Source organism: Acaryochloris marina MBIC11017, assembly GCF_000018105.1.
GTDB lineage: Bacteria > Cyanobacteriota > Cyanobacteriia > Thermosynechococcales > Thermosynechococcaceae > Acaryochloris > Acaryochloris marina.
The window spans coordinates 5,530,063-5,550,521 of the sequence record NC_009925.1 but is presented as its reverse complement, the minus strand read 5'-3'; the positions used below and the strand labels follow the sequence as shown (position 1 = coordinate 5,550,521).

At 47.9% G+C, this 20,459-nt stretch carries 24 protein-coding genes; 10 read left to right on the top strand and 14 right to left on the bottom strand.

From position 1 onward, the window contains the following. The first annotated feature begins 277 nt into the window (after positions 1-277). From remA to AM1_RS24865, 4 genes are all read left to right on the top strand, one after another. Complete coding sequence (gene remA, locus AM1_RS24880; protein WP_010470866.1) at positions 278-544, top strand: extracellular matrix/biofilm regulator RemA; 267 nt, start codon at positions 278-280, stop codon at positions 542-544. A 260-nt stretch (positions 545-804) separates the two neighbouring features. Beyond that, positions 805-1,362 (top strand): guanylate kinase, encoded by a 558-nt coding sequence (gmk, locus tag AM1_RS24875; protein ID WP_012165686.1) that lies wholly within the window; start codon positions 805-807, stop codon positions 1,360-1,362. Then, positions 1,359-1,862, top strand: a complete 504-nt coding sequence (locus AM1_RS24870; RefSeq protein WP_012165685.1) for a DUF3122 domain-containing protein — start codon at positions 1,359-1,361, stop codon at positions 1,860-1,862. Before gmk ends, AM1_RS24870 begins: the two co-directional genes overlap by 4 nt. A 243-nt stretch (positions 1,863-2,105) precedes the next feature. After that, complete coding sequence (locus tag AM1_RS24865) at positions 2,106-2,741, top strand: peroxiredoxin (protein WP_012165684.1); 636 nt, start codon at positions 2,106-2,108, stop codon at positions 2,739-2,741. Between the two features lie 142 nt (positions 2,742-2,883). Here AM1_RS24865 and AM1_RS24860 read toward each other — a convergent pair whose 3' ends face one another. Continuing rightward, positions 2,884-3,657 (bottom strand): HipA family kinase, encoded by a 774-nt coding sequence (locus AM1_RS24860; protein WP_012165682.1) that lies wholly within the window; start codon positions 3,655-3,657, stop codon positions 2,884-2,886. Between the two features lie 170 nt (positions 3,658-3,827). On the opposite strand from AM1_RS24860, the gene AM1_RS24855 reads away from it, so the two are divergent. Further along, positions 3,828-4,166 carry a P-II family nitrogen regulator gene (locus AM1_RS24855; protein ID WP_041661044.1) on the top strand — a complete coding sequence of 113 codons (339 nt, stop codon included), beginning with the start codon at positions 3,828-3,830 and terminating at the stop codon, positions 4,164-4,166. Between the two features lie 107 nt (positions 4,167-4,273). Here AM1_RS24855 and AM1_RS24850 read toward each other — a convergent pair whose 3' ends face one another. After that, entirely contained in the window at positions 4,274-5,584 is a 1,311-nt protein-coding gene (locus AM1_RS24850) for an IS701 family transposase (RefSeq protein ID WP_012165679.1), read from the bottom strand. Positions 5,585-5,735: 151 nt separating this feature from the next. Here AM1_RS24850 and AM1_RS24845 point away from each other — a divergent pair, with 151 nt between their 5' ends. Continuing rightward, positions 5,736-6,371 carry a glutathione S-transferase family protein gene (locus tag AM1_RS24845; protein WP_012165678.1) on the top strand — a complete coding sequence of 212 codons (636 nt, stop codon included), beginning with the start codon at positions 5,736-5,738 and terminating at the stop codon, positions 6,369-6,371. 115 nt (positions 6,372-6,486) lie between these two features. On the opposite strand, the gene AM1_RS24840 is transcribed toward AM1_RS24845, so the two are convergent. Genes AM1_RS24840 through AM1_RS24825 form a run of 4 tightly spaced genes read right to left on the bottom strand, consistent with a single transcriptional unit; the run spans position 6,487 to position 8,850 of the window. Continuing rightward, positions 6,487-6,870 carry a VOC family protein gene (locus tag AM1_RS24840; protein WP_012165677.1) on the bottom strand — a complete coding sequence of 128 codons (384 nt, stop codon included), beginning with the start codon at positions 6,868-6,870 and terminating at the stop codon, positions 6,487-6,489. A 45-nt stretch (positions 6,871-6,915) separates the two neighbouring features. After that, positions 6,916-7,983 carry a DNA polymerase IV gene (gene dinB, locus AM1_RS24835; RefSeq protein ID WP_012165676.1) on the bottom strand — a complete coding sequence of 356 codons (1,068 nt, stop codon included), beginning with the start codon at positions 7,981-7,983 and terminating at the stop codon, positions 6,916-6,918. Positions 7,984-7,999: 16 nt separating this feature from the next. Further along, positions 8,000-8,650 carry an SOS response-associated peptidase gene (locus AM1_RS24830; RefSeq protein ID WP_010472547.1) on the bottom strand — a complete coding sequence of 217 codons (651 nt, stop codon included), beginning with the start codon at positions 8,648-8,650 and terminating at the stop codon, positions 8,000-8,002. A 2-nt stretch (positions 8,651-8,652) separates the two neighbouring features. Next, positions 8,653-8,850 carry a hypothetical protein gene (locus tag AM1_RS24825; RefSeq protein ID WP_012165675.1) on the bottom strand — a complete coding sequence of 66 codons (198 nt, stop codon included), beginning with the start codon at positions 8,848-8,850 and terminating at the stop codon, positions 8,653-8,655. A gap of 109 nt (positions 8,851-8,959) precedes the next feature. Here AM1_RS24825 and recA point away from each other — a divergent pair, with 109 nt between their 5' ends. Beyond that, the gene (gene recA / locus AM1_RS24820) at positions 8,960-10,012 is read left to right on the top strand and encodes a recombinase RecA (protein ID WP_012165674.1); all 1,053 of its coding nucleotides are present in this window, start codon (positions 8,960-8,962) and stop codon (positions 10,010-10,012) included. 53 nt (positions 10,013-10,065) lie between these two features. Here recA and AM1_RS24815 read toward each other — a convergent pair whose 3' ends face one another. Next, a complete protein-coding gene (locus AM1_RS24815; RefSeq protein WP_012165673.1) occupies positions 10,066-10,872 on the bottom strand; it encodes a sigma-70 family RNA polymerase sigma factor in 807 nt (268 codons plus the stop codon). A 192-nt stretch (positions 10,873-11,064) separates the two neighbouring features. Between AM1_RS24815 and AM1_RS24810 the strand changes: the two genes are divergently transcribed. Both AM1_RS24810 and AM1_RS24805 read left to right on the top strand, forming a co-directional pair. Further along, positions 11,065-12,276 carry a M48 family metallopeptidase gene (locus AM1_RS24810; RefSeq protein ID WP_041660485.1) on the top strand — a complete coding sequence of 404 codons (1,212 nt, stop codon included), beginning with the start codon at positions 11,065-11,067 and terminating at the stop codon, positions 12,274-12,276. 145 nt (positions 12,277-12,421) lie between these two features. Then, positions 12,422-13,948, top strand: coding sequence for an SUMF1/EgtB/PvdO family nonheme iron enzyme (locus AM1_RS24805; protein ID WP_012165671.1), 1,527 nt, complete (start codon positions 12,422-12,424; stop codon positions 13,946-13,948). Here the strand turns inward: AM1_RS24805 and AM1_RS24800 are convergent. From AM1_RS24800 to AM1_RS42330, 5 genes are all read right to left on the bottom strand, one after another. Then, positions 13,937-15,235, bottom strand: coding sequence for a serine/threonine-protein kinase (locus tag AM1_RS24800; protein WP_012165670.1), 1,299 nt, complete (start codon positions 15,233-15,235; stop codon positions 13,937-13,939). The two genes, AM1_RS24805 and AM1_RS24800, sit on opposite strands and share 12 nt — an antisense overlap. Positions 15,236-15,416: 181 nt before the next feature. Next, positions 15,417-16,832 (bottom strand): undecaprenyl-phosphate glucose phosphotransferase, encoded by a 1,416-nt coding sequence (locus tag AM1_RS24795; protein ID WP_012165669.1) that lies wholly within the window; start codon positions 16,830-16,832, stop codon positions 15,417-15,419. A 415-nt stretch (positions 16,833-17,247) separates the two neighbouring features. Beyond that, positions 17,248-17,433: a DUF2949 domain-containing protein gene (locus AM1_RS24790; RefSeq protein ID WP_010472536.1), complete on the bottom strand. Its 186-nt coding sequence runs from the start codon at positions 17,431-17,433 to the stop codon at positions 17,248-17,250. A 135-nt stretch (positions 17,434-17,568) separates the two neighbouring features. After that, positions 17,569-17,766 carry a cyclic electron transport protein PGR5 gene (gene pgr5, locus AM1_RS24785; protein WP_012165668.1) on the bottom strand — a complete coding sequence of 66 codons (198 nt, stop codon included), beginning with the start codon at positions 17,764-17,766 and terminating at the stop codon, positions 17,569-17,571. Between the two features lie 96 nt (positions 17,767-17,862). Next, positions 17,863-18,015 (bottom strand): hypothetical protein, encoded by a 153-nt coding sequence (locus AM1_RS42330; RefSeq protein ID WP_012165667.1) that lies wholly within the window; start codon positions 18,013-18,015, stop codon positions 17,863-17,865. A gap of 30 nt (positions 18,016-18,045) precedes the next feature. Here AM1_RS42330 and AM1_RS24780 point away from each other — a divergent pair, with 30 nt between their 5' ends. Continuing rightward, positions 18,046-18,669 carry a class I SAM-dependent methyltransferase gene (locus AM1_RS24780; protein ID WP_012165666.1) on the top strand — a complete coding sequence of 208 codons (624 nt, stop codon included), beginning with the start codon at positions 18,046-18,048 and terminating at the stop codon, positions 18,667-18,669. Between the two features lie 29 nt (positions 18,670-18,698). Here the strand turns inward: AM1_RS24780 and AM1_RS24775 are convergent, their stop codons facing one another. Together AM1_RS24775 and AM1_RS24770 are read right to left on the bottom strand one after the other, a co-directional pair. Continuing rightward, positions 18,699-19,472 (bottom strand): class I SAM-dependent methyltransferase, encoded by a 774-nt coding sequence (locus tag AM1_RS24775; protein WP_012165665.1) that lies wholly within the window; start codon positions 19,470-19,472, stop codon positions 18,699-18,701. Between the two features lie 121 nt (positions 19,473-19,593). Beyond that, entirely contained in the window at positions 19,594-20,430 is an 837-nt protein-coding gene (locus AM1_RS24770; protein ID WP_012165664.1) for an alpha/beta fold hydrolase, read from the bottom strand. Positions 20,431-20,459: the final 29 nt, after the last annotated feature.

Here is a 20,459-nt window from a genome sequence, read left to right as displayed (position 1 = left end):
GAAATTCATTCATATTTTAAGAATTAATACTGATTTGTCGACCCAAGCCTTGAGATGCTGATTTTTCATAGCCATTTTGTATCCTGCGATACATTTCACCCTAAGTAATCCTGTAAATCCTAAATAAGATTCCTATGACTAGAAATAAATACTTAAAAATAGGTTGTAGGTCTAGATCTTTTGTGGATAAGATGGAAAAAAGGATGATATCAGAGCTTTTTTGGGTGATGCGCTCTGATATTACAAAAGGTTGGAATCTGCGTGAGGATTTGTATTTATGGATATCAAGTTAATCAATATAGGCTTTGGAAATATTGTCTCTGGGAATCGAGTGATTTCCATCGTCAGTCCCGAGTCTGCACCCATTAAGCGTATCATCAGTGAAGCCCGAGATCGGGCCCAATTGATTGATGCCACCTATGGGCGGCGCACACGCGCAGTAATCGTAACTGATTCAGGTCATGTTGTCCTGTCTGCAATTCAGCCAGAAACGGTCGCTCACCGTTTTATGTCCAACAAGGACACCAAGGATTCAGATAAATAGGGCGACCTATCTCCTTCAGGATTGGTATCGAGCAAAATGTCTCCTTTACCCGGTACATCCTCAACCAGTCCTTGAAGGGAATGGTTTATTATTTGGCAGTTTATGCTCATAAAATGAACGCCGTTCATTTTATGCTAAAACTCCAATTTTCGTGCTGACGAACTCCTTTATTTCTTCATATAAAAAGTTCAAACCAGGCTTAACCCGAACTGGCGTTAAAATGAGGTGTTTTCCCCCTATAAGACGCAAGGTCCCAGGAAATGACAAAAACGGGTAAGCTGATCGTCCTAACTGGACCCAGCGGTGTCGGCAAAGGCACTCTTTTGCAGCAGCTCTTACAAGCCTGCCCAGATTTATACCTTGCGGTTTCCGCCACGACTCGTTCTCCCCGAGAGGGAGAAGTGGATGGCAAACACTACTACTTTTTGACCAAAGACCAATTTCAAACCCGCATTGATCAAAATCAGCTCTTGGAATGGGCAGAGTATGCAGGTAATTTCTACGGAACGCTACGGGCTCCCGTGATGCGGGAAATTACCCAAGGAAAAAAAGTGATTTTGGAAATTGAACTGGTTGGGGCTCGTCAAATCCGAGATCAGGTTGCCGATGCCTTTCAAATCTTTGTCAGCCCCCCTTCTGTGGCCGATTTAGAGGCTCGGATTCGGGGGCGAGGCCAGGATTCAGAAGAAGCCATTGCCCGCCGTTTAGACCAGGCCAAGGTCGAGCTTGCCGCCGCCGATGAATTTGATTTTCAGCTGGTCAATGATGATCTAGATGCAGCCTTTCAAACCCTTAAGTCTAAGGTGTTGTCCCTATGATGCTTCGTCGTCTAATCACCCTATTGCTATTGCTGCTCAGTCTGACTGCATATCCCCTGCCCGTTCAGGCCGAGACCCATCTTTACCAAGAGAAACCGGGGCAAGTGACGTTGCGATCGCAACAAAGTCTCCAAGATCAGGCCAAGCGCAGTTGGCAAACCATTCTCTTTAAACGCTATGTCGATAACCAGCTCGAAGGAATATTTTTGCGTCTTGTGGGGTTCCCAGGGCAAGTCGAAGTCGCCCCCGAACAGCCGTTGCAATTGAGCATTGCCGACCAATTTCTTTGGCAGTCTCAACCCGCCATGGATGGAACAACCTTGATGCTGCCTGAGAACGTAGGTCAGTACAACGTACAGCCTCTGCTTGAAAATTTAGATAGTGATACCCGTCTCGTCCTCGAAATTCCCCTAGTGAGCGGTTTGACCGCCAACATCATCGCCCCTCCTGCCGTAATCCATGAATGGCGAGAAGTCACTCAGTTTTCTCCTCACAGTTAAATTAAGCATCCCTTTAATACTGGAAGTCTGTGATTCAAGCTAGTCTCCAGGCCTGTAAGCCTTTTGTTGTTTTGACTTCAAGGCTTCCTGCCCTGGCATCAATCCATCTATTGTTCAGGATCATTTTTCGTCAACTACATTAAGAACTGTTTCTCGGTCGGGAAACCGGACATTATCCGAATTCGGTTATGGCATGATCTCATTTGTAACCACAAACCGACCTTTCATGACAGGAGTTTCACCATGTCTTTGCGACTAGGGGACACCGTACCTAACTTTACTCAAGATTCCACTGCTGGCACAATTGACTTCTTTGAATGGGCTGGCGATAGCTGGGTTGTTCTCTTCTCGCATCCTGCGGACTACACCCCCGTTTGTACGACTGAGCTCGGGTCTGTCTCTAAGCTTAAGCCTGAGTTTGACAAGCGCCACGTCAAAACCATTGCCCTGAGCGTCGATGATGCTCAGGCCCACAACGGCTGGATTGGCGATATCAATGAAACCCAAAATACAACCGTTGATTACCCTATCTTGGCGGATGCGGACAAGAAAGTGTCTGATCTATACGACATGATTCATCCCAACGCCAACGCCAAAGTCACTGTCAGAACAGTATTTATTATTGACAACAATAAAAAGCTCAGAGCCTCCATTACCTACCCACCTAGCACAGGTCGGAATTTTAATGAGATCCTGCGGGTCATTGACTCACTCCAATTGACCGATAACTATCAAGTTGCTACTCCCGTAGACTGGCAAGATGGTGATGATGTCGTCGTTGCTCCCACCATTCCTACAGAAGAAGCCAAGCAGAAATTCCCCAAAGGGGTCACTGAAATCAAGCCTTATTTACGGATGACTCCTCAACCCAACAAATAAGCCTTTCGTGATTTAGACTGCGATTTCCAACCCCCGTCAGGGGGTTTTTTATTGTCCAAGGTCTGGGCAGGGCAATCTTGCTTTTCTGTTCAAGAGACAAAGTCAGCGCCCATTGAATGCTTTAGCGTCATGATGCCCTGTCCTAAAACTCCGGGACAAAGGGTCTAGGAAATTTCAAACGTTTCCATAAAAATGCCCCATAGGCTTGCCGCCGACGTTCAAGCTGCTCGGCCATCGCCCCTGGGCGACAGAGGGGCATCAAAAAACAATCTGGAATATGGGCAATAGCCTCTTGGATCACGTCTCTAGACAGCTTTGCGGTCAAGGCTAAATCCCATTGCTGGAGTGCGGTCGCTTTCTCCCCGAACAGGTGCCGATCCATGGCGTAATTCAACCGCCGAGGCGCCTCTTCTGTGACCTGAGACCAGTTGTACTGAAAAGGAAGAGCCGCTCCATGATCGATGACCCACAGCTGATTTTGGCAAACCATTAGGTTGGGATTAGACGGCGTCCGATCACGATTCATCACCAAGGCGTCCAACCACAAAACTCGGCATGCCCAGTCTCGATCCACCGCTTCAATGTCCTGGGGGCGAAGATCACGAGCCCTTTCTAAATATTGAAACCCTAAATTCAGTCCGTGGCTTGCACCCAGGAGATCTAAAAACTCATCTTCGTAAATATCGTTTTGGGTAGATGCATCAATGGAGATAAACACCTGACTGGGAACCCAGAACCCAAGGGCTTCAGCCAAGGCCGACACCACTATTTCTGAGACCAGGGCTGCGGTGCCTTGGGCAGCCCCTCGCAACTTAGTCAAAAAGTATCCAGCCTCCGTCTCCACCACGATTGGCCGAGAACTGCCATATCTGGGAGCCGACACAATCCGAATGGCCTGGTAAGTGGGGAGTTTCACACTGATATCCCAATGTGTGAAGGTGCTTTTCTAGCATGGCACCTCACTCTTGATTCTACAGCAAAGCTGGCGACCGATTGCAAACTGTATCAAAAATGACTGTTTGCCAGAATAGGGTTAACAATGGTGATGTAAGTTTTGCGACTTAATGCAGTTCCATCATGGCTCAGATGAGGACAATCACCGCATTCATCCGCCCCCAACAGTGCGATCAGGTCAAATTAGTCCTAGTCCAACTGGGAATTATCGACATTACCTTGTCAGACGTGAAAGGGTTTGGCAGACAGCAGGGATCACTACAACAGTATCGAGGCTCAGATGCCGAGATTCGGCTTCATCGCAAATTAAAAGTAGAGGTCAAGGTAGATGAAGAGATGGTGGCACCAGTCGTCGAAAAAATCACCTTTGCAGCTCGAACCGGCCAAGTTGGAGATGGCAAAATATTCGTTTCTCCCTTGCAGAAAGTAGTCCAGGTCCGTACGGGTGAAGAGCGGGTTGAATTAGCATAGCGCGTGGCTGTCCCGCAAGTCGTATAGGGCAACCCTATCGCTGGTAGACCAGGTTGCGCGCACTCAGCAATCCCGCCAACATCACCTTATATCCCTCTTTTATCACTTTAGACAGAGAGAAAATCAGGATGCTTGAGCAATTTCCTTACCAGTGGACAGCAAAATGCCTCCATCTTTGATGTGAGTTGCTCAAACCCCTTTTTCAATGCACGGATGGGAAAGACTTCTAACCAACTCTTCAGAAGATTCCAACTGATTAACGGTTGAATGATCAAGCGCACATTATTGAGCAGATTCTTCCACCCGTTTTGGTTATCCCACCAAGGATGCTGCGCAAAGTGTTGGTTTGCTACTGGACAAGAGTCATTGAAGACATCAGCGAACAAACTCACCATCAAGAAAGCGCTCATCACTATCTCCCACCACTTTTCAATTTGTTCGTAGTGCGTCATGCGAAAATCAGCCCAACCCAAGGTATCTTTAGACTGTTTGAGACCATACTCAATCCAAGTTCTGAAGCCATAGCAATCCCCAATTTCATCCAGCTTGATCTCGGGTGCCGCTGCCATGACATAAGAGGTTGAGTTCTCTGGCAGCGTTTGGGGGTCCGTGGTTAATAGCCAATAGCGCTTCTGGTGGTGTCGCTGGCCATAAATGATCTCTTGCCTGTAACGAGTTTCAGTGGTGCCATTGCTGAAGGTTCGTTCAAATGACTGCCACGGTTCGGCAAAGACTGCTTGTTCTGCGGGTAACCACACCGCATGATTGCTACGAATCGCTAGGATATAGGGCAGCTTTAACTCTTCTAAGACATTCACAAAGTTTGTTTGAGCTGCCCCATACAAGCTGTCGGCCAGGACGAGCTCAAAGCAAAAGCCCATTCCTTGCAACTGTCGGATCATTCCAGCGGCAATTTGGGGTTTGCTGAGATACTCATCCCCCTCTTTAAGACGTTCTCGGGGTTTGTACACTTCAAAGGACAAAGGCAAAATCATCCCTTGAAACAGCCCGTAGGCAGTGACTGCGACGATGCCATTCTCTTTCTTGCCCACATTGCCGATATACTGTCGTTTCACATAGTCGGTACTCTTGCCTTTTTTGCAATCGCCCGTCTCATCGATCAATAGAATTAACCTGCGCCCATCCAGTATTTTCAAGATGATGTCCAAGCTCTTGTCAGACAAATGTGACGCTACCCAAGGTGATTCACTCAGAAAATGATGCAGGCTTTGATGATTCTCCAAGCCCACTGCTCTTGCAATGGCGGGCAATGATTTACGTTTGATATCATTAATCATCCCCAGATGGAGATGCTTGAAGGCTTCATTACTTCGGACTTGGGAAAATAACTCTGCAAATAGTTGGCAGTACTCATCAACAAAGCCAATGGTTGGTTCTGGACTTCTTGAAGCTGACATCACTCATTAGAAAAATAGAAACTGAGAACAGTCTATTTGTTATCTGACTAAAGTGATAAAAGAGGGATAAATTAAATTTCAATTTGATTAAAATCCGATAATTCACCACCATGAAAAAATAGTTTTTATAGAACTTGGCACGATTTAAGATATGAAGTTATATTTTATGCCGACTACACGGGCAGTCCGTCCCCGCTGGCTGCTCGAAGAACTTAATATTTCCTATAAATTAATTCGTGTGGCGATGGACATGTCTCGTTCTAAAAAATATGGTCATCTCCACCCCCACGGAAAAGTGCCGGTATTGATTGATGAGAATGTCACTATTTTCGAGTCAGCAGCAATATGTGCTTATCTGGCTGATAAATATATCGATCATGGTTTTGCACCACAACTAGATGCACCAGCACGGGCCTATTACTATCAATGGTTGTTTTATGCTTCTCTAACCTTAGAAGCACCCGTTGAACAGTATATGTTCCATGTATTACCGGGCTTGCCTAACAAGGTACTCCCTAAGCAAGCGCGACAAACCGTTTCCCCTGAAGAAGCTAAACAATGGTTTGCTAAAGTATGTGAGCCCCTAAATGAGCAATTAACAACGAATGATTATTTAGTAGAAGACTATTTTTCGGCTGCGGATATCGTGACTGGTGGTGTGTTGTTATGGGCATTAAAACTAGGAATGCTCAAGCAAGAAAGTCCAGTTAAAAGCTATCTCGCTAGACTAATGGAACGTCCTGCTTTGCAGAAGGCTGATGAAGATGTTTATGCCAAGGTAGATTGATATTTTAGTCCTTGAGCTATCCTGTTTCACTCTACATAATCTTGCAAATCTTGTATTCGCCCATATTTATCCCAACCCGTTGAGGTTATTGCTAAACATAGCTTTTCAACATATGTCAAATAGGCTCATTGAAGCAATAGCAGAGTCCATCCGGTGCTACGACAAAGAAGACTTGGAATCTTCTTCCATCTCGCTCGTCTACTCGCCAGTTCCCTATCTCCACCCCCTTTGCTTCCAATTCTGATTTGATGCCCTGAATATTGGAGACCAGTATGGCAGCACCATCTTGCGACGCATCTCTACCATTAATGGAGAAACCGATTGTCACATCATCTCTTTCTAAAATAACGGTGGGATTGGGCTGATCCTTGCGCTCCACCTCTACCATGCCAAATGCTTGGGCATACCAGCTAGACGTGGTATCCAGATCGACGACTGGCAAGGCTAGCACATCCTCTTGAAAGGGGAACGTTGCTTCAAATTTGGGTTGATTAGACACTTTGAATCACCATCCTTTGCTTTTTGTGGGGTTGCCCAAACGGTCTTAGACAAACCCAATCGATAACTGTTTGGGACTACGGTCTTTGTCTACAAGATTGGCGAGGGTTAGCCCCAATAGTCTGACGGCCTGCTGTTCATCGATATGGCTTTGGAGTAACTCTTTCCCAAGGACCAAAATTTCATCCACTTCATATAAGGGATGATCTACCGTCCGACTGCGGGTGATTTGTTGATAGTTGGCATACTTTACTTTCAGGGTCAGGGTATGGCCAGACCGTTGATTTTCAGCCAATCGCAGGTGTACTTGGGCTGCGATCGCATCCAGTTCTTCCATCAAAACAGGCAATCCCGAAATATCCGGAAAAAAGCTGCGCTCCGCGCCAATGGACTTACGAATGCGATTGGCAATCACTGGGCGCTCATCGATACCCCTAGCGATGCCGTAGTAGTAGTGGCCTACCTTGCCAAACTGGCGCACTAATGAAGGTTCGGACCATTGACGCAACTCTGCACCCGTTTGAATGCCGAGCTGGTGCATTTTAGCAGCGGTGACCTTACCGATGCCGTGAAACTTCTCAATCGGGAGCTGCTGAACAAAGGCTTCGGCTTGGTCGGGAGCGACCAGAGACAGGCCGTTGGGTTTATCCAATCCAGACGCCATCTTGGCCAAGAATTTATTGATCGATACCCCTGCTGAAGCCGTTAAGTGAGTTTCCTGATGAATCAAACCCTTTATTTCTCGGGCAATCGCCATGGCTGAGTTTATTTCAGGTTTATTCTCCGTCACATCCAAATAGGCTTCATCTAGAGAGACTGGTTCCACCAGATCCGTAAATTGGTGAAAGATAGCTCGAATCTGCTGAGAGACTTGGCGGTAGACCTCAAACCGAGGCGCCACAAAGATCAGGTCCTTGCATTTTGTGGCCGCTACCCGCGATGGTGTGGCAGAGAAAATTCCATATTTGCGGGCTTCATAACTGGCGGCAGCGACAGCACCTCGCTGTTCTGGACGTCCACCCACCACGACGGGCTTGCCTCGTAGGCGGGGATTATCTCGCTGCTCCACGGAGGCGAAGAACGCATCCATATCGATATGCAGGATCTTACGCATCGTTTTTGGCTAGAGGCTACAGCATCGGCTCAATACATTCAGGCCGATCCACTGTCGGACTGTTGACTAAAGTGGTCACCGGCAAAGCCGATAAATCTTGGACTAAATCCGGGTCAAACAGATGAAACAGGTGACTCGGGGTTTGCGTATCAAAGTTGAGCCACACCTTATAGTTTTCAGGAGAGATGATCACGGGCATCCGCTGATGAACGGGGGCCACCACATCATTGGGCTGGGTGGTAAGGATAATGCAGGTTTCAATATCATTCCAAGACTCCCACAGCCCCGCCAGGGCAAAAGGTTGAGGCTTGTGGAAATAATAGGGCTGCTTCGTGCTTTTATCGACCTTTTGCCATTCATAAAAACCGCTCGCCGGAATCAGGCAGCGACGATACTTAATCGCTGAGCGAAAGGAAGGCTTTTCATGGGCGGTTTCACAGCGAGCATTAATCAGCTTATTGCCAATACTGGGATCTTTGGCCCAACTGGGAATCAGTCCCCATTGCATCAATCGAAATTCCCGGGGCTGATGCTGTAGCTGCCGAATCACGGCCACGGGCTGACTGGGGGCAATATTATAGCGGGGTGGAAACGGTGGGACATTCTGGAGGCCAAAGGCAGTGGCGATCTCATCTGGGGTTGCCGTCAGGGCAAAGCGACCACACATAATTACTCCACCTCCAGGGACTGTTCAACCAAGTAACGACCGGCAGCCAATGCCATCAGATGACTCTCATAATACTCACCATCTGTATAGACTTGCCGTTCTGGGGTAATCACCCAACATTGATATCCCTGATCCAAGGTAAAGGACGCCCCCACCAGCCAATTACCTGTAAATCCGATCAGTTCAGCAAGGGTATCCATCTCAACCATCCACACTGGCTGTAAATTTATATCTTTGTGCCGGGTTGACACATTTATAGTACAAGTATACTATATGAATTCAATCACCCACCTTTCTCAGGAGAGATGTATGGCCGCCATCACTGAAGTATCAGAAAAGCAAAAAGCCCTAGACTTAGTTTTGAAAAATGTGGAGCGCTCCTTTGGTAAAGGGTCGATTATGCGCTTGGGTGATGCTGCTCGCATGCAGGTCGAAACCATCTCTAGTGGTGCTTTAACCTTGGATCTGGCCTTGGGGGGTGGACTACCCCGCGGACGTGTGATTGAAATTTACGGCCCAGAAAGTTCGGGTAAAACCACCGTAGCGTTACATGCGATCGCACAAATCCAAAAAAACGGGGGCGTCGCTGCCTTCGTGGATGCTGAACATGCCCTCGACCCAGTTTATGCCGCTGCCTTAGGCGTTGATGTCTCTGAACTCCTCGTCAGTCAGCCCGACTCTGGTGAAATGGCCTTAGAAATTGTCGATCAGTTGGTGCGCTCCAGCGCTGTCGACCTTGTGGTCGTAGATTCTGTCGCCGCTCTCACCCCCCGCGCCGAAATTGAAGGGGATATGGGCGACTCCCATATGGGCCTGCAGGCCCGGCTGATGAGTCAGGCCCTACGCAAAATCACCAGCAATATCTGCAAGTCTGGTAGCACTGTGATCTTCTTGAATCAGCTTCGCCAGAAAATTGGCGTCACCTACGGTAGCCCCGAAGTCACTACGGGTGGTAATGCCCTCAAGTTTTATGCCTCCGTTCGTCTGGATATTCGTCGGATCCAAACCCTGAAAAAAGGGACAGAGATGTATGGCATCCGTGCAAAGGTCAAAGTGGCAAAGAATAAAGTCGCGCCCCCGTTTCGGATTGCCGAGTTCGATATTCTGTTTGGACAGGGTATCTCCACCTTGGGCTGCTTAGTGGATATGGCCGAAGAAACCAATATCATCGTCCGAAAAGGGGCCTGGTATAGCTTTGACGGCAATAATATCGGTCAAGGTCGAGACAATACGATTCAATATTTTGCTGATAATCCTGAGTTTACCGATAGCGTGGAGCAACAGGTCCGTCAGCGATTAGAGTTGGGAGCTGAAGTTTCTGCCAATTCCGTTACGGCAGTAGAGGTAGACGCAGAAGCCTAATTTTCACAACAGAGACCAATCAGGGTATGGGTCTTCCATGCCCTTTTTTTAATCTAAGCCGATAATGCGCATTTCTCTAGGGTTTGCATCGCCTTTTTGATAATCTGCCGGACCCGTTCACGGCTAATCCCCAACTTTTGGCCGATTTTCTCCATAGACTTGGGTTTACCATCTTCCAACCCATATCGCTCAGAAATCACAAATCGCTGGCGATCATCCAACAACGCCAAGTACCCAGACAATTCCTCATCCTGCAGCAGCAGATCGAGGTAGGACTGCGTGGAATCATTCCCCTCAATCAGATCCCCTAGGGTTGTATCCTGCTCACTGCCCACAAACTTGTCTAAAGACACCGTCTCTTGCAAGCTATGGAGGTACTTTTTCAAGCGGGTCAGATCCATCTCCATGGCGTCAGCTATTTCAACGACGGTGGGTTCTCGACCTAGCTCTTGGCTCAACTGATGTCGAGTGCGTTTGATCTGATTACCTACTTGCCAATGTTTCACAGGCAACCGGACGACGCGACCTTTGTTTTGCAAGGAACGGGTCACCCCCTGCAAAATCCACCAGTAGGCATAGGTACTAAACCGATTCCCTTGCTCCGGCTCAAATTTATCAACGGCAATACTTAAGCCCAAGTTACCTTCTTGAATCAAATCGAGTAGCGGCAAACCTCGATTCTGATGTTTTTTGGCAATCGAGACCACCAATCGGAGATTCGCCTCGATCATTTTTCTTTTTGCGCGAGGGTTACCTGCCTGGACTTGCCGAGCTAGGGTAATTTCTTCCTCATGGGTCAGCAGCGGAAACCGCCCTATCTCTTTGAGATAGTAATGCAGACTGTCATGTTGAGTCGCCAATTTCTTTTCCCCGCAAATAGCCGTTGTAGAGGTAGTACCCCAAAAACAGATCAATAGGAAGATAACTTCGCATTTCTTAAAAAACCAGGGTTTTTATCCACTTTGTCGGATCGGGCAGGGAATGGGGTAGCTTATGGGGAATCGCCCTGCTCTGTCTGCTATTCTGCTCATGTCCATCCTGATAGGCCGTTCATGAGAATTCGCGGATTAGTGAAAGCCTCTAATCGAGTGCGAGAGCAACTCAAGATTGGCATTCCCAGTCACGAAATCTCAGCCTTTCGACAGTATGTGGAAGGGACGATTCAGGCCACAGACCAAATTTGTGCCCAGGCTCGGATCAAACCCAGTCAGCTGCCGGTGCCATCTCGCAATGCCTACAGGTTTTTGAAAGGGGTGAATCTCAACCGTTTACCAATCGTTGAATCTGATGGGAACAACCAATCATCACCGAAGGGAAAGCTGGAAATTTCTATCCAGGGAATTCGCAGCCAGCTCCAATACTTTCAAGACCGAATTGCCGACCTATCTCCCGACGATACCGATGCTGAAAACAAGCTGAAACAGAAGCTTGGAGAACGAACGACACAAATCGAGCAGCTCTGTACCGCCCAGGGGGCAACCCCCGGGAATTTAACCCCGCAGTCTCAACAAATCTACGGTTGGATGAAATTTCTCCAGCAGGAAGATCATCTCCATCTGCACGCTCATGCCGCTCGCCAAACCAAAGCAAGGGTTGAACAGATCTTGGCCAATCCATTGCCTGGCCGCAAGGCTCAGCAATTCAAAGCGTTGGAGCATCTCAGGCTTGAATTCGCTCCTATGAGCGCCCTCTATCGTTGCCAATTTAAACCGCCCCACCTCAAAATCAAGATCAATGAAGGATTTATTTTGGCAGAACCGGAAGTGATCCAAGCGGTTCTCGACTCCATGCTTCTGGGCAAAACGCCTGAAACTACGACCATCATGACGGAGTACTCCCTATCGGAAGAATTTTCTGAGCTGCTGTTAGCGCTGGATCTGATGGTGGAGGATCTGCGGGACACGGCTCAAGGCAATGTCCACAATCTGGATGATGTGTTTGCACGGGTCAATCAGGTGTACTTTAACCAGAACCTAGAAAAGCCCCGGCTTGCCTGGAGCAAAGTCTACAGCAACCGCAAATTTGGTCACTATGAGCCGAGTCGAGATCGGGTGGTGATCAGTCTGAGTCTGGATACGGACCAACTCCCCAAGGACGTGATTGAATTTGTGATGTACCATGAGCTCCTGCATAAAGTCCATGGCGGACGGACTCAGAACGGGCGTCGCCGGGTCCATACGCCTGAATTTCGCCGGGATGAACGACAGTTCAAGAACTATAGCCAAGCCCAACGGCAGTTAGAGCAGTTAGCCCGAAAACTGTAAAAAAGAGCCGTTGTGAAAGAGGGGCTATCGCCTCAAAAGTCTTACTGTTGGGAGATTCGCAAAAGGTTGGCATAGAATAGTGGAGCCGCAATCGAGACCGCATCACGCCCGAGGTCTACCGGCAGTCACCCTTCAACTCAGGAATATGGAAATCAAACGCAGGGACTTTCTATTATTTGGTGGAACCTTATTGTCCGTCGGATTTTGGCAGCGCTCGCTCCTAGCCCAAGACCGGCGAACCCTGAAAGATTTAGCTAAAAAAATCACCGTACGAGTAGTGACCCAAGGCACTTCTGGCTCTGGAGTATTGATTCGTAAAGCTGGAAATACTTACTATGCCTTAACGGCTGGCCATGTCCTCAAAGACACCAATCCTGGGGAAGAAGCATACATCGAAACCTTTGATGGTCAGCAACATCCCATTGACACGTCAGGGATTCAGTCGGGGGGGAACGTCGACTTGGCTTTGTTCACTATCAATAGCAAAAACACTTATGCCGTGGCTCAGCTGGCCGGGAAGAATGCCTTAAGCGAACTCGATGAAGTGTTTGTAGCCGGATTCCCCTTGCCAGGACTAGCGATTACTCAGCCCCAATATACGATTTCCCCGGGACAAGTAACCTCCGTCGGGACCCAGGCGGGAGGCTATGGCATTACCTATACGGCTGTTACCCAACCGGGCATGAGTGGTGGACCTGTTCTTAACCGCTCAGGTCAAGTCGCGGGCATTCATGGTCGGGCAGAAGGCCAAACCGTGGGCAATGTCGCCGTCAAGTCTGGCTTTAATTTAGCCATTCCCATTGACACAGCCGTGTCTTTGTTTTCGCTGGAGCAACTGTCATCGGACCAGACGGCAACCGTCTCCGCCTTGGATAGCGCATTTGCCTATGTGCAAGTTAATCCCCAAGGCAAAATTGTGAAGCGGACGGAGGGGAAAGCCTCAGTTTTTCAAGAGCGTTTGAGCGATAGCGTCACCCTAGAGATGGTCAGTATCCCCGGTGGAAACTTCACTATGGGGTCTCCTGATCGAGAGTCTGATCGGGAGAGCCACGAAGGACCCCAGCGCCAGGTGACGGTTCCGGCGTTTGCCATGGGTAAATTTGAAGTGACTCAGGCCCAATGGCGGGCCATTATGGGCTCTAATCCTTCACGGGAGAAAGCCTTAAGTCGCCCCGTAGATAATGTGTCCTGGGAAGATGCTGTTGCCTTTTGCAAAAGACTGTCTCAGAAAACCGGGCGGGATTATCGCTTACCCAGCGAGGCCGAATGGGAATATGCCTGTCGTGCGGAGACGACAACCCCCTTTCATATGGGAGAAACCATTACACCAGAGTTAGCCAATTACTGGGGAGTCCATGCCTATGGCGACGGTCCCAGGGGACAATACCGTAAAAAGACTGTAGGGGTGGGCAGTTTCCCTGCCAATGCCTTTGGCCTCCATGATATGCATGGCAATGTGAGCGAGTGGTGCCAGGATACTTGGCATGAGACCTATCAGGGCGCACCAACTAATGGTCAGGCCTGGGAGCAAGAAGGGACTGCCCGTCGAGTCATGCGGGGGGGCTCTATGTCGTCTAACCCCAAGCTTTGTCGGTCTGCGTCTCGCACCTACAACACCTCTGGATTTTTCACCTATGATGTGGGATTTCGAGTAGTTTGCTCAGCTCTGTAGAGGCAGCTCCAGAGAAATGCCCGCCAAGGCCGGGTTGGGATAGGTCTTGAGATAAACCTGACTCATTTGTTGCAGGGCTTCGGAATAGCTAAAGGCATAGACCAACTTATCCCAAGTGGGCGTCGTCGAGAATTTAATGCCGTTGGCTTTCGCAACCTTGCGACACTCGTTATAGGAGCCGTATCGACGGAGCAGTTCTTGCTTATCCAGACGTTGAGGGGCCGCTGCTAGAGCGGGGGATGCTGGAGAAGGTTCTTTTCTCTCCTTGGAGGTGGTACCTTTCCCCTCAGAATTGGGGGATTTCTCAACCGATACCTCTTGCTCAGGGGTGGGAGATTTGTCAGCAACGGGTGAATGACCAGGGAACGATGAGGGAGGCTTGCGGTTGGGGAGTTCCTGGCTAAAGGCCGGATAAGCCATGCCGGTTCCCAGCAAACCCATAACGCTTAAGCCTGCGGCTTGCAGTAGACGACGCCGACTCGGAGCTGGGATTTCACCCAGTTGACTGACTGCTTTTAGAGCTTCCTGAGCCGAGGGGTAACGATGCCGATGATCCTGGCGGACCATGGTGTTGAGAACTTGGGCCAGTTCAGGGCTGACATCGGTTTTATGTTGCCAAAGCAACTCACCCGTATCTGGGTCTGTCGGAAAAGCAGTTTTGGCCGGATTGATGCCTGTGAGACCTCGGAGGGCAATCATACCGACAGCATAAACATCACTATTGAGGCGAGGTTTGCCCAAAAGTTGCTCAAGGGGCATGTAGCCTTTGGTCCCCACAATGGCAGTATGTTCAGACTGCTGACGTTTCTTGACAGAACCAAAATCAATCAAGACAATCCGTTGATCATGATCGCGTCTGATTAAATTTTCAGGTTTAATATCCCGATGGATCACCTGCTTGCGATGGACAAAGGCCAGGGTTTCCAGAATGTCCTGCAAAAAGGCCACGGTTTTGGCTTCGGTCCAGTGCCACCAATTCAGCTCGCGACTGAGACTCTGGCCTGTTATATATTGCTCAACTAAATAGAACTGCCGATCTTCTTCAAAGGAGAGAAAGAGTTGGGGAATGCGGTCATGATTGCCCAGCTTTTGGAGGACATTAACCTCCGTTTTAAAAAGGCGCCTGGAGGTTCTCACCGTGAAGGGATCATCGGATTTGGGCTGCAGCTTTTTAATCACACATCGACGGTGATCATCCCGCTGTAAATCCTTCGCCAAGTAGACTTGACTAAATCCGCCTGCGCCGAGGTTCTTGATAATTTTGTAGCGATTGGCTAACGTGCTCATCACTCTGCCTATTGGATGGGTGCTTACGAAACCGGTCTGGGCAGTTAACGGTCACTCGCCCGATACACTCTAGCTCAAATATTGCTTGACGATGAAGCCATTTAAGTCGAGGGCATTTTCGGGAGCAAGCTTAACGCAGGTGTTTGTATGCCGGAACGATTTTCAGAAAAACTTAACAGAGCTAGTAAGCATTTTGGTGGTTGAAAAAGACGAGGGCGGTGCGCAAAATAATTTTAATATCGAGCCACAGGGACCAATGGTTCAAATAGTGGATATCGTATTCCACCCGCTTTTCCATTTTATCTAAGGTTTCGGTTTCGCCTCGATAGCCGTTGACCTGAGCCCAACCCGTTATCCCAGGCTTGACCTTATGGCGAAGCATATAACCCTGAATCAGTTTGCGGTAGTGCTCATTGTGAGCAACGGCATGGGGACGGGGACCTACTAGACTCATGCGACCCTGCAAGACGTTAATAAATTGGGGCAGTTCGTCTAAGGAGGTGCGACGCAGAAAAGCCCCAACTTTAGTAATACGTGGATCGCCTTGGGTGGCTTGGGTGACTTTTGCTCCGTCTTCCATCACCCGCATGGAGCGAAATTTATAGACGACGATATTGCCGCCATTGAGACCATAGCGCTGCTGTTTGAAGAGGACTGGACCAGGAGAAGACAGCTTGACTGCGATCGCAATCAGGATCATCAGGGGGGAAATGGCGATGGAAATAAGGGCAGCGATCGCAAAATCAATACAGCGCTTGATCCAGGCCTGAACCTTAGAGAATGGCACTTCCATCACTGCGATCATGGGCAGTCCATTGAGGTCGTGAATCCGAGCCTGCATCAAATTCAGCATCATCAAATTGGGGACAAAATACACACAGGCCGTTGTATCTTGCAACGCTAAAATCAGGTCGGAGATGGCTGCTTCTTCACTTAGGGGCAGGGTGATGTAAACCACATCAATACGAGAGCGTCGGACAAAATCAGGCAGTTCGTCCAGGTAGCCAATCAGCGGTCGGCAGCTTTCGGCTTCGAGTTTAGTACCTTTATCAGCAAAGTAGCCACAGAACTTGATACCGGACTTCGTGCTTTGGCAAAGCTGATCGGCCACTTGCTGGCCCATCTCTCCCGTGCCCGCGATGATGGCGGTACGGTTGTAGTCTCCTGATACACGCTGCTGTAAAGGACCACGGATGATGGGATTAAGGAGAGACAGTCCCAAAGGGGTTAGGAACAACCAAAGGCGAGTCTCTAGGCTGGAAAGATAAGCGGTGTGACTCATATATTCCAGGAACAGCAAGGCGGCTATGACAACTCCCCATCCCAGCCAAATCTTTGAGTAGTCTAGCTTAGGAGGATTGGCAGGCTGAAAGGTATAGCGTCCAACGCTCTGAAAGATAGTGGGCACGATCAACATCAGAAGCGCACTCAGGGCCATTAGCTCATCGGAACTGACTGGGCCAAACGAAAAAGTCGTCATCCAGAGAAGACCGAGGATGACGAATAAATCTAATCCACACACCAGCCCACTTAGTAGGCGTTGATTGCGCGGCAAAACATTCAGCGGGCTGAACCGGATCAAATTTTCGGCATCCATGGTCAAAAGCGTATGCGAGCAGATAAATTGCGGGAATAATTGTGCCGGTTATCAATATTAAATTTTTTTAGAGGATAAAACGACAAATATCGAAGTCGAACGGTTGATCGCAAGGTAATGAGAGGGGGAACACAGAAGGAACAACTGGGGAGTGATTCAGATATGTGCTTATTGTCTCAAGTCTTTGCTGGAGAGAACAATCGTGAATTTACGGAGTGATTTTATGGAGAACTTCGAAAAGGGATTGTTGAGGGAATAAATAAAAAAATCAGTATTATCACGACCGTAATAATACTGACTATTGAGGGTTGGTGTGAGAAGAATGGGATGAAAAACTGAAGAATGATTTAGGTTAAAAATAAGGTTTAGAGAGCCGTTAAGACACGTCTAAAAAGTGACAAAAGAGTAACGCTTTTTAGACAGAAGCTAACCAATCGTAAATCTGGCCCAATTGATCGATGTTAACGAGGCCATACTGCCACAGGATGATCGGAATTTGGGTAGCCGTGCGATCTTGAAACCGAGTGGCCAAGGAGAGCGCATCCTGGGGGAGGGCTAGTTCATCTTGCAGGTATTGGATAAGTCGCGTTTGCCGATTCATGACAGAATATCGGGTTTGAAAGAGGATTGAACTGGATGCTATCTATGCTGATTTAGATAAAGGGAGATAGCCGTGATCCGATGCCAAGCAGGTGGTGATATCCATAGATTGACTGGGTGATGGGCATCACAAGGGCTAGGCCAGTAACCCTAGCTTTTTGCCGTTGTGATGGGCAACTTTGATCAGGTGTTGGCGACAAGGCCGCTCTAGTCCAACTGAATCGCAAAACTGATTGATGATTTGGGTATGAGTCGCAATGGCTTTTCCCCGTATTCTGATAAAGCGCTGATGGCCAAGGACATGGTCTAATCTGACAACAAGTGGTGCAAACATGATCGATTCCTTCCATGGATTTCATACCTGCACTATCGCGATTCTAAGGCGGTTCCTCCAGGGAAGATCGGAAGCCTAATCTGGAACTTAAGGAACCTAGGTGATCCGGATCAAACTAGGGAAATGAATGATGGATTCTGAACGGTCATCTTCTGCAATACCAAACTCATCGTCACTGAAATCGATGCCGTCTGTCAGAAGTTGGGGGGATTTAGAATAGACACAGCAGCGAATCGCTGTCGGTTGCAACGATCTTCCATAAATCAAAGGAGAACGGGTATGGGCCAGTCTACGAAGTTTTGGGACAAAATTGCTGATCGATATTTGAAACAACCCATTGCCGATGTAGCCGCCTACGAGAAAAAGTTACAAGTGACCCAAGAATACTTTCAGCCAGACATGGAAGTCTTGGAGATTGGTTGTGGCACTGGATCAACTGCAATCGTGCATGCCCCTTATGTCAAACATATTCGAGCCATTGATTTCTCTGCCAATATGATTGACATCGCTCAGACTAGAGCCGCTGCTCAGAATATCCCAAACCTCACCTTTGAACAATTCACCATTGATGAGTTGGATATCCCCCATCAGAGCCTTGATGCTGTCTTAGGTCTCAGTATTCTGCATTTATTGGAAGATAAGGAAGCCGTCATTGCTAAGGTGTTTGACATGCTCAAACCCGGTGGCATTTTCGTTACCAGTACAGTCTGCTTAGGAGATCAGATGGCCTGGTTTAAATGGATTGCCCCCATCGGCAAATTTTTTGGTTTTTTTCCATTGGTGAAGGTCTTTACGGTAGATGAACTTGCAACCAGTTTGACGAATGCTCGTTTTAAGATTGACCACCAATGGCAACCCAACAAAGGCAAAGCTGTATTTATTGTGGCCAAAAAGCCCTCCTAAATCCTAGAAATAATCCAGTCCTCAGGAGTTTATGCAGCTTTCCTTCCCTGGATTGTGTAAACCAGGGGCACGTTTTGTCCTAAATGAGGCAGATAAAATCTACCGGGTTCACGCTCTTCAACCCCCTCGAAACATGGATAGGGGCTAAAAGGATACTCATTGATGCAACGAATTTCAATTCCGGTATTGATGAGAGCATTGATTACTGAGCTGAGGGGGTGTGCCCAAGTGATAAGTGTTGATTTTAAGTTGCCGCTATTTTCTGTGTAGGTGCCTTCTTCTTCAATATCTGGATCAGATTGTGCAAAGTAGGAGTAGCCCGCGATGAGATCGTAAACAGGATGAAATTCCGCCATATAAAAAGTGCCTCCCAGGGCCAAGTTAGCTGAAATAACTGCAGCCCATTGGCTCAGGTCAGGAAGCCAGCAAACCACCCCATAAGACGTAAATAGAATGTCATAGAGAGGTTCTGCTCCTCGATCAAAGTGATAAATATCCGAGCAGATAAAGGTTGCATCCAGATTAGCTTTTCGCTTAAGTTCCAATGCTTTATCGATGGCAACTGGAGAGAGATCGACTCCTGTGCAGAAGGCCCCCATTCTGGCCAAGGAGAGTGTATCTAACCCAAAGTGACACTGCAGGTGTAATAGACGCTGTCCAGATACGTTGGGGAGTTCGGCTAGCTCAATTTCTGTCAGGGATGACTTGCCAGCCAAGAACCCATCAACGTCATAAAACTGAGAGACAAAATGCACCTCCGCCCGCCGATTCCAAGATTCCCGGTTAACACTGAGGTAATCCATTTCTGCCTCCACAATATCCTGAAGCTGTCCAACACTTCAGGCCTTAAACCGTTGACTAACTCGGATAAACAGCTAGCTCATCAGATGAGATAAAACAATGCATAAATCCATCAACCTCTATTCATACTGCAACACCGCTAACAAAATCTAAAGTTAAGTCAGATAATACCTGACAACATTTTGTGGGGAGTTGATGATCTGCACCTGGAATAACATGCAATTTTGCGTTCGAAATATTTGCTTCAAGGTGCTCTCCAAATTCAACTGGAATCGTTTCGTCTGACTCGCCGCAAATAATGAACGTTGGAGAATGGATATTTTTTGCAACCTCATGGATCAGTTCATCACTGATTTCTAGGCGAAATGCTCTTTGTATCCAGGCCTGAAAGACAGGATCATGCAAAAACCTCTCTCTAATAAACTTGATCTCCTGTACTAGATTTCCAGCCCCTGTCAATTTCAACGCAGGGGAGACTAAGTTAATTAACCAATCAACAACTGGTGTTTTCCAAGAGAAAGGGATGAGTATACGATACGGTTCCAGATACTCTCCAACGCCTGCAGGAGCTAACAGAACAAGACCTAATACTGACTCAGAGGCAGCAAGTTCTAAACGGGATGCGGTCCAACTCCCTAAAGAATGGCCAACAACAAAGAAACGCTCAATCCCCAGCGTTTCCATAAATTTCTTAGCAAAAGCGACCTGTGAATCAACTTTATATTCAATGTCTAATCGAGAAGAATGACCAAAACCCAACAGATCTAGACTGATACAGCGGTATTTATCTTTGAGGTTTGTGATGATGCCTTCCCAGACCATTGCATCTGAGAAAAAACCGTGAAGGAATAAAATGGCTGAGCCATTCCCGATATCAATATAAGCTGCACTGACCTTGCTTTTAGGTTTTCCTTCAACACTGAGTTCGAATGAGATATGAGATTTTTTCAGGTCAACCATTACCTACCGTAATTCGACTATTTAGTGAT